The organism is Flavonifractor sp. An92, from assembly GCF_002159175.1.
GTDB lineage: Bacteria > Bacillota > Clostridia > Oscillospirales > Oscillospiraceae > Pseudoflavonifractor_A.
The window spans coordinates 53,793-62,582 of sequence record NZ_NFGZ01000016.1; the positions used below are offsets into that span (position 1 = coordinate 53,793).

An 8,790-nucleotide genomic window follows, 5' to 3' on the forward strand; every position below is an offset into this window, starting at 1 on the left:
TGGCACATCGGCCGCCGCGCGCCGTCAAGCGCGGCACCCGGGCGGAAAACGCCCGGTCCAGCAAGGGAGGTATTATGTTAAAAGTACTGGCCAAAAGCATCCGCGAGTATAAAAAACCTTCGCTGCTCGCGCCTGTGCTGGTCTCCGGTGAGGTGGTGATGGAGTGTATCATCCCCTTCCTGATCGCCAATCTGGTCAATCAGATCAAGGCCGGCTGCTCCATGGACGTCATCCTGAAGTATGGACTGATCCTGGTGGTGATGGCCGCCCTGTCGCTGACCTTCGGCGCTCTGGCGGGCTCCGCCTGCGCCACCGCCAGCTGCGGCTTTGCCCGCAATCTGCGCAAGGATATGTTCTACAAGATCCAGGACTACTCCTTCGAAAACATCGACAAATTCTCGGTCTCCAGTCTGGTCACCCGTCTGACCACCGACGTGACCAACGTGCAGAACGCCTACATGATGCTGGTGCGCACCGCCATCCGCTGCCCCCTCATGCTCATTTTTGCCTTCTGCATGGCCTTCTATATGGGCGGCCGGCTGGCCTTTATTTTCCTGCTGGTCATCCCCATCCTGGTCTTTGGCCTGGTCATGGTCATCAGCCGGGCCATGCCCCTGTTCCGCAAGGTCTTTAAGAAGTACGACGCCCTCAACAACTCCGTCCAGGAGAACATCAAGGGCATGCGGGTGGTGAAGTCCTACGTCCGGGAGGACTATGAGAAGAAGAAGTTCAGCGTGGCCGCCGAGGACGTGCAGGCCGACTTCACCAAGGCCGAGCGCATCCTGGCCTTCAACGCCCCGCTGATGCTGTTCTGCATCTACACCGTCATGGTGTTCGTCATGTCCTACGGCTCCTATACGGTCATCACCTCCCGGGGCCTGGATCTGGACGTGGGCCAGATGTCCGCGATGATCACCTACAGCTTCCAGATCCTCATGAGCCTGATGATGCTCTCCATGGTGTTCGTCATGATCACCATGGCCACCGAGTCGGCTCAGCGTATCGTGGAGGTCCTCAGCGAGGAGAGCTCCCTCCACAACCCCGAGCACCCCATTATGGAGGTCCGCGACGGCTCCATCGACTTTGACAACGTGAGCTTCAAGTACTCCAAGACCGCCAGCCGGATGTCCCTCTCCAACGTGAACCTGCACATCCGCTCGGGCGAGGTCATCGGCGTCATCGGCGGCACCGGCTCCTCCAAGTCCACCCTTATCCAGCTCATCTCCCGCCTGTACGACGCCACCGAGGGCACCGTGAAGGTGGGCGGTGTGGACGTGCGGGCCTACGACCTGGAGGTGCTGCGCAACCAGGTGGCCGTGGTCCTCCAGAAAAACGTCCTCTTCTCCGGCACCATCAAGGAGAACCTGCGCTGGGGCAACCCCGACGCCACCGACGCGGAGATGGAGGAGGCCTGCCGTCTGGCTCAGGCCGACGAGTTCATCCGCCAGTTCCCCGCCGGGTATGACACCTACATCGAGCAGGGCGGCTCCAACGTCTCCGGCGGCCAGAAGCAGCGCCTGTGTATCGCCCGGGCCCTGCTGAAAAAGCCCAAGATCCTCATTCTGGACGACTCCACCTCCGCCGTGGATACCCGCACCGACGCCCTCATCCGGCAGGCCTTCCGGCAGTTCATTCCGGAGACCACCAAGCTCATCATCGCCCAGCGCATCGCCTCGGTGCAGGACGCCGACCGGATCATCGTCATGGACGGCGGCGCGGTGAGCGCCATTGGCACCCACGAGGAGCTCCTGCACAGCAGCGAGATCTACCGCGAGGTCTATACTTCTCAGAACAAGGCAGGTGACGACGATGTCCAGGAATAAGAAACCCAACCAGCCTGGCACCGCCGGCGTGCTGGGCCGCCTGATCCGGATGCTCTTCCAGTTCTATCCCGTGATGATGCCGGTAGTTGTGGTGTGCATCATCTTCAATGCCGTGGTCAGCTCCCTCCCCTCCATCTTTATGCAGAACGTCATCGCCGCCGTGGAAGTGAGCTGGCAGAGCGGCGACTGGGCCGCGGTGTCCGGTCAGATCACCGAGCTGGTGCTGCTGCTGGCCGTCTTTTACATCCTGAGCCTCATCGCCTGCTTCACCTTCAACCAGATGATGGCCATCATCACCCAGGGCTCCCTGGCCAAGCTCCGTGAAAAGATGTTCAACGGCATGCAGGACCTGCCCATCCGCTACTTTGACACCCACAATCACGGCGACGTGATGAGCTACTACACCAACGACATCGACACCCTCCGCCAGATGGTGTCCCAGAGCTTTCCCCAGCTGCTCCTGTCCACTGTGATGGTGCTGACCGTGTTCGGCATCATGGTCTATTACAGCCTCTGGCTCACCCTGGTGGTGATGCTGGGCGTGGTGCTCATGACCCTGGTGGTGCGCAAGGTGGGCGGCGGCTCCGCCAAGTACTTCATCCGCCAGCAGCAGGCCCTGGCCCGCACCGAGGGCTACATCGAAGAGATGATGAACGGCCAGAAGGTCATCAAGGTCTTCTGCCACGAGGAGGCCTCCAAGGAGGGCTTTGACGCCATCAATGACGCCCTCTTCTCCGACGCTGAGAAGGCCAACCGCTACGCCAACATGCTCATGCCCATCCTCATGAACATCGGCAACGTCCTCTATGTAGTGGTGGCCCTGGTGAGCGGCGTGCTCCTCATCAGCGGCGCCCCCAATGTCAGCATCTCCGGCATGGCCTTCAGCATCAGCATCGCCGTGCCCTTCCTCAACATGACCAAGCAGTTCGCCAGCAACATCGGCCAGGTGTCCAACCAGCTCAACGCGGTCATCATGGGTCTGGCCGGTACCCGGCGCATCTTCGCCCTCATCGACGAGCAGGCCGAGGAGGACGAGGGCTATGTCACTCTGGTCAACGTGAAGGAGACGGCCGACGGCTCCCTGGAGGAGTGCGAGCAGGTCACCAACATGTGGGCCTGGAAGCAGCCCGGTGAAAACGGCGGCTTCACCTACACCCGCCTCACCGGCGATGTGCGGCTGAAGGACGTGGACTTCGGCTATGTGCCCGAAAAGACCGTCCTCCACGACGTGTCCCTCTACGCCAAGCCCGGCCAGAAGGTGGCCTTCGTGGGCTCCACCGGCGCGGGCAAGACCACCATCACCAACCTCATCAACCGCTTCTATGACATCCAGAGCGGCACCATCCTCTACGACGGCATCGACATCCGCAACATCCGCAAGGCCGACCTCCGCCGCAGTCTGGGCGTGGTGCTCCAGGACACCAACCTCTTCACCGGCACCGTCATGGACAACATCCGCTACGGCCGTCTGGACGCCTGCGATGAGGAGTGCATCGCCGCAGCCCAGTTGGCCGGCGCCCACGACTTCATCACCCGCCTGCCCCAGGGCTATGACACCCCCCTCTCGGGCAACGGCGCCAGCCTCTCCCAGGGCCAGCGGCAGCTGCTGGCCATTGCCCGTGCGGCGGTGGCCGATCCCCCGGTGATGATCCTGGACGAGGCCACCTCCTCCATCGACACCCGCACCGAGGCCATCGTGCAGCGGGGCATGGACGCGCTGATGACCGGACGCACCGTGTTCGTCATCGCCCACCGCCTCTCCACGGTCAAGAACTCCGACGCCATCATGGTGCTGGACCACGGCCGCATCATCGAGCGGGGCAGCCACGACGAGCTGCTGGCCCTCAAGGGCACCTACTACCAGCTCTACACCGGCGCTCTGGAACTGGACTAAGTTCCTCCTCCCTCCGGCCTTCGGGCCGGGGGGAGATTTTTTTGCCCAGGCTCTTGACTTTATCAGCAAAAAGTGCTAAAGTGCAGATAACGATTTCCCCAGGAGGTACGGCTATGATCCGTCGGTTCGGCTATGCGTATGAGAGCTACCGCTACTATTATGGCAGCGGTCTGTTTTCATGCCCATAACCGGCCTGTCACATCGGACGGAGCACACCTTCCAAGGGTGGAAGCACACCGCCGCGGCAGCCCAGATGGGCCGCCGCGGCTTTTGTTTTTCTTGAGAAAGGATGAGAACGCTATGGTCGTCATTATGAAACCCCACTTCACCCCCGAACAGCTCCAGGAGGCCATCCAGGCCATGAAGGCCGGGGGCGTTCAGGTCAACATCTCCCGCGGCACCGAGACCACCGTCCTGGGCGCCGAGGGCAACGCCGCCCAGATCGACCAGGAGCTGCTGGAGCAGCTGCCCGGCGTGGAGAAGGTCATGCGGGTCACCGAGCCCTACAAGAAGGCCAACCGCAAGTACCACCCCGATGACACGGTGCTCCCCCTGTGCAACGGCCGCACCATCGGCGGCAAGCGCCTGGCGGTCATCGCCGGGCCCTGCTCGGTGGAGAGTGAAAGTCAGATCACTCAGGTGGCCCAGGCGGTCCAGGAGAGCGGCGCCGCCGCCCTGCGGGGCGGGGCCTTCAAGCCCCGCACCTCCCCCTACGCCTTCCAGGGCCTGGAGTGCGAGGGCCTCAACCTCCTCCAGAAGGCCAAGGAGGCCACGGGCCTGCCCATCGTCACCGAGATCATGGGCACCGAGTACATTGAGCTCTTCGAAGAGTGCGTGGACGTGATCCAGGTGGGGGCCCGGAACATGCAGAACTTCGACCTCCTCAAAAAGCTGGGCAAGCGCACCACCAAGCCCATCCTCCTCAAGCGGGGGCTCTCCTCCACCATCGAGGAGTGGCTCATGTCCGCCGAGTACATCATGGCCGGCGGCAACCCCAACGTCATCCTCTGCGAGCGGGGCATCCGCACCTTCGAGACCTACACCCGCAACACCCTGGACCTGTCGGCAGTGCTGGCGGTGAAGCAGCTCTCCCACCTGCCGGTGGTGGTGGACCCCTCCCACGCCTGCGGCAAGGCCTGGATGGTGGAGCGCATGTCCATGGCGGCGGTGGCCGCCGGGGCCGACGGCCTCATCATCGAGGTCCACAACGACCCGAAAAACGCCCTGTGCGACGGCGCCCAGTCCCTGACGCCGGAGCAGTTCCAGTCCCTCATGTCCGCTCTGGACCCGGTGGCCCGCTGTGTGGGCCGGGAGGTGTGAGCGGGTCCAACTGCGTATGGAGCACACAAACTGACAAACAATGCATCGGAGGGGTGACATATGAAACCGAAGCAAATCAAAGGGAATGCCCGAATCGGCGTATTTTCCGCCTCGTCTCCTGTTTCCGCAACCGTTCCGATCCGCTATGAACGGGGCGTTCAATATCTGGAATCCAAGGGGTTTCAGGTCATAAACGGGTCGCTCTACGGAAAACAAGAGGCGTATCGTTCCGGAACGATACGGGAACGGGCAGACGAATTCAATCAGCTTTTGTATCGTGAGGATGTTCCAATCTTAATGGCGGCCATCGGCGGCAATAATACAAACTCGATCCTGCCATATATCGACTATGACTATTTGAAACAGCACCCGAAAATCATCATCGGGTACTCGGATACAACGGCACTCCTGCTTGCTGTTTATGCAAAAACAGGACTGGTCACATTTTATGGACCGGCCGTCGCATCTTCGTTTGGGGAACTGCCTCCCTTTGTGGACTGGACGTTTGAGTCCTTCCATCGGATGATGAGAGGCACTCTTTCGCTGCCATATTCTTATGAAATGCCAGCAGTTTGGACCGACGAGTTTCTCAATTGGAGCGAACAGGATCGATCAAAAAAGCCAAATGAAAACGACTGGATCTGCGTCTCACCCGGTCTTTGCCGTGGACGGCTCATCGGCGGCAACCTGAACACAATGGAAGGTTTTTTTGGAACGGAGTATATGCCGCAAATCCAGTCCGGGGATATTCTGCTGCTTGAAGATTCCCTGAAAGATGCCTGTACGGTGGAGCGCTCCTTTTCCCTGTTAAAACTTGCCGGTGTTTTTGAGCGGGCCGGCGGCATTATCTTGGGAAAACACGAGAAGTTTGATGACAACGGAACTGGAAAAGCGCCTTATGAAATTCTCCTGGAAGTGTTAGGAGATACCAAGCTTCCTATTTTGGCCGATTTTGATTGCTGCCACACCCATCCTATGCTGACCGTTCCCATCGGCGTAAATGTGACGCTTGATGCCGGAAACAAAAAAGTCGTGTTGATGGAATCACCATTTGCAAATGACTAATACCTTTCCGCTTCTCAGGAGGTTATTGCTATGAAAAAACATCTGGTTATCGTGGGTCTGGGCCTCATTGGCGGCTCCATGGCCCTGGCCTTGAAGGGCTTTGAGGACTTTGAAATCGTGGGCGTGGACGTGTCCCAGCCCACCCTGCGCTTCGCCTCCGAGCACGGCGTGGCCGACTTCGTCACCGAGGACGCCGCCTCCGTCCTCCCCGGGGCCGATGTGGTGATGCTGGCCCTCCACCCCCGGGGCATCGTGGACTTTCTGGCCCGGTACCGGGGCCAGTTCCAGCCCGGGTGTCTGGTCACCGACGTGTGCGGCGTCAAGACTTCCATCCTGGAGGCGGCGGAGGTACTCCCCGACACGGTGGACTTCATCGGCTGCCACCCCATGGCGGGCACCGAGTTCTCCGGCATCGAGCACGCCTTTGCCGAGATGTTTCAGGGGAGCCACCTGATCCTGGTCCCCCAGGAGACCAGCACGGCGGAGCACATCGCCCTGATGGAGCGCCTGGCCGCCCACATCGGCTGCCGGGACGTGTACCGCACCACGGCGGAGGAGCACGACGCCATGATCGCCTACACCAGCCAGCTCATGCATGTGATCGCCGTCAGCGTCTGCGACGACCCCATGCTCTTCACCTGCCGGGGATTCGAGGGCTCCTCCTTCCGGGGCTGCACCCGGGTGGCCGCTCTGGACGTGGGGCTGTGGACCGAGCTCTTCTCCATGAACCGTCCCGCCCTGGTGGAGTCGGTGGACCGGCTTTTGGAGTCCCTCACCGCCTACCGGGAGGTGCTGGCCGGCGGCGACGCCGCCCAGCTCAGCCAGAAGCTCTCCCGCTCGGCCGCCCGGAAGCGGCAGATGGACCTGCCCGGCCCCGATCTGCTGGCATAAGAAAACGCCGCCGGAGTTTTCATCACTCCGGCGGCGTATCGCTTACTTCTGGACAATGTTCATGTGATCCAGGGTCATCTCGGTGGTATAGGGGTTGAGCATGGTGTTGACAATGTCCAGCACCTCTTCCGGATAGAGCTCATAGCAGTAGGTCCAGCCCTTGTAGGTCACGTTTCCGTCTCCGGGGAGGGTGGCAGTGGACAGGTCGTTGGTCAGGTCAAACTTCAGCGCCGCCTCGGCAAACCACAGCATCTCGCCCAGCTGGAGATCGGTCTCCACGCTCTCGGCGATCAGGTTGATATAGCCCGGGATGTTGTCGGGCTGAGAGAGGGCCTTCTGGGCAATGAGGGTGAGGATCTTCTGCTGGGTCTGGGTGCGCTCCACGTCGGAGTAGGCCACCTGGGTCTTGCCCGCGTTGTTGTGGCGGAAGCGGCAGACCTCCATGGCCTCCTGGCCGTCCAGGTGGGTCATACCCTGCTGGAAGTGGATGTGCAGGTCCTGGGTAGGGTCGTCGTAGTCCATATAGACCGGGATCTCAAAGTCCACGCCCCCCACCATGTCCACCAGCTTGGGGAAGGTCTCCACCTCGATGGCCACATAGTAGTCGATGGGGATGCCCAGCAGGTCGGAGACCTGGCTCTTGAGCCCGTCGATGCCGTTGTGGTAGGCGGAATTGATCTTATAGAAGTGGCCGCCATTCTCATACTCGCCCGCCACCAGGGTGTCGCGGGGGATGGAGACCAGGCCGGCCTCCTGATTCACCGTGTCGTACATGGCCACCATGATGGAGTCGGCGTTGCCGCTGGTGGCGTCGGGACAGACCAGGAGGATGGTGTAGGTCTTATCCTTCCGGGTCAGGCCGTTCACCGTCACCGGCTCGCCGCTGCTCTCCGGAGAGGCGCTGCCCATCGCCGGGGCTGTGGGCGCCGGGGCCATGGTGGGTTCTTTCTTCAACACAATAAAAAAGACGTACAGGACCACGATGATGGCCGAGAGCACCACCAGCAGACCATACAGCACTTTTCCCACCCGGCGCAGCGGAGAGCTCCGCCGCCGTTGGACTCGTTTCCCCATGGAGCCTGTGCCCCTTTCTGTCTGTCATTTTTTGCGGTTATGTCAACAAATAGCAGAGAATAGTATAACGGAAAACCGGCCATGGGGCAAGCCAAAAAGAAAATTTTATCTGTCTGTAAGATTTTCCGGCCGGCACTGGAGGGCCAGCACCGCCGCCGTCAGGGAGTTCACCGCCCCCAGCAGGTCGGACAGGAGCTGATTCTGCTCCAGCAGCAGCTCCAGCGTGCGGGTCTGTCCCCCGCTCACCGGCTCCTGGACGCGGACGGGCCGGGGCGGCGCGATGGGATATGTATAGCGGTGCATGGGCTCCCGCACAGCGTCCGACCCGGCGCGGCTTTTTCCACCGCAGGGAAGGTAACTGTTCATGGGACACCTCCTTTCTCAAACGCTGCCCCATCCTATGCAGCGCCCCGCGGCCTTGACTTTTTCCACCGCGCTGTGTAAAGTAAGGTCAAGCCCGGCGGTCCCCGGGATCGGGGCCGTCTCAAATGATCGCATTTCGTATAATTCGAGGAAAGAGATACGATTCTCAATCAGAAAAGAAAGGACTGTTTGATGATGAAACGTCAGAAATGGCTCGCCCTGCTCCTGGCCGCCGCCCTGAGCGCCGGTCTCGCCCCCAGCAGGTCGGACAGGAGCTGATTCTGCTCCAGCAGCAGCTCCAGCGTGCGGGTCTGTCCCCCGCTCACCGGCTCCTGGACGCGGACGGGCCGGGGCGGCGCG

Annotated in this window: 7 protein-coding genes; 5 read left to right on the forward strand and 2 right to left on the reverse strand. The window is 61.1% G+C overall.

What is annotated here, in order from left to right; genetic code table 11:
- The first annotated feature begins 74 nt into the window (after window positions 1-74).
- The 5 genes from B5G43_RS11480 (at window position 75) to B5G43_RS11500 (ending at window position 6,993) form a co-directional block, all read left to right on the forward strand.
- Window positions 75-1,823 (forward strand): ABC transporter ATP-binding protein, encoded by a 1,749-nt coding sequence (locus B5G43_RS11480; protein WP_087261492.1) that lies wholly within the window; start codon window positions 75-77, stop codon window positions 1,821-1,823.
- The gene (locus tag B5G43_RS11485) at window positions 1,810-3,717 is read left to right on the forward strand and encodes an ABC transporter ATP-binding protein (protein ID WP_087261494.1); all 1,908 of its coding nucleotides are present in this window, start codon (window positions 1,810-1,812) and stop codon (window positions 3,715-3,717) included. The genes B5G43_RS11480 and B5G43_RS11485 overlap by 14 nt, the downstream gene beginning before the upstream one ends.
- Before the next feature lie 300 nt (window positions 3,718-4,017).
- On the forward strand, window positions 4,018-5,037 hold the full coding sequence (gene aroF / locus B5G43_RS11490; RefSeq protein ID WP_087261496.1) for a 3-deoxy-7-phosphoheptulonate synthase: 1,020 nt from the start codon (window positions 4,018-4,020) through the stop codon (window positions 5,035-5,037).
- A gap of 60 nt (window positions 5,038-5,097) precedes the next feature.
- Window positions 5,098-6,102, forward strand: coding sequence for a S66 peptidase family protein (locus B5G43_RS11495; protein ID WP_087261498.1), 1,005 nt, complete (start codon window positions 5,098-5,100; stop codon window positions 6,100-6,102).
- 30 nt (window positions 6,103-6,132) lie between these two features.
- A complete protein-coding gene (locus tag B5G43_RS11500; protein ID WP_087261501.1) occupies window positions 6,133-6,993 on the forward strand; it encodes a prephenate dehydrogenase in 861 nt (286 codons plus the stop codon).
- A 42-nt stretch (window positions 6,994-7,035) separates the two neighbouring features.
- On the opposite strand, the gene B5G43_RS11505 is transcribed toward B5G43_RS11500, so the two are convergent.
- The gene (locus tag B5G43_RS11505) at window positions 7,036-8,067 is read right to left on the reverse strand and encodes an LCP family protein (protein ID WP_087261502.1); all 1,032 of its coding nucleotides are present in this window, start codon (window positions 8,065-8,067) and stop codon (window positions 7,036-7,038) included.
- A gap of 105 nt (window positions 8,068-8,172) precedes the next feature.
- Window positions 8,173-8,433: a hypothetical protein gene (locus B5G43_RS11510; protein ID WP_087261504.1), complete on the reverse strand. Its 261-nt coding sequence runs from the start codon at window positions 8,431-8,433 to the stop codon at window positions 8,173-8,175.
- Window positions 8,434-8,790: the final 357 nt, after the last annotated feature.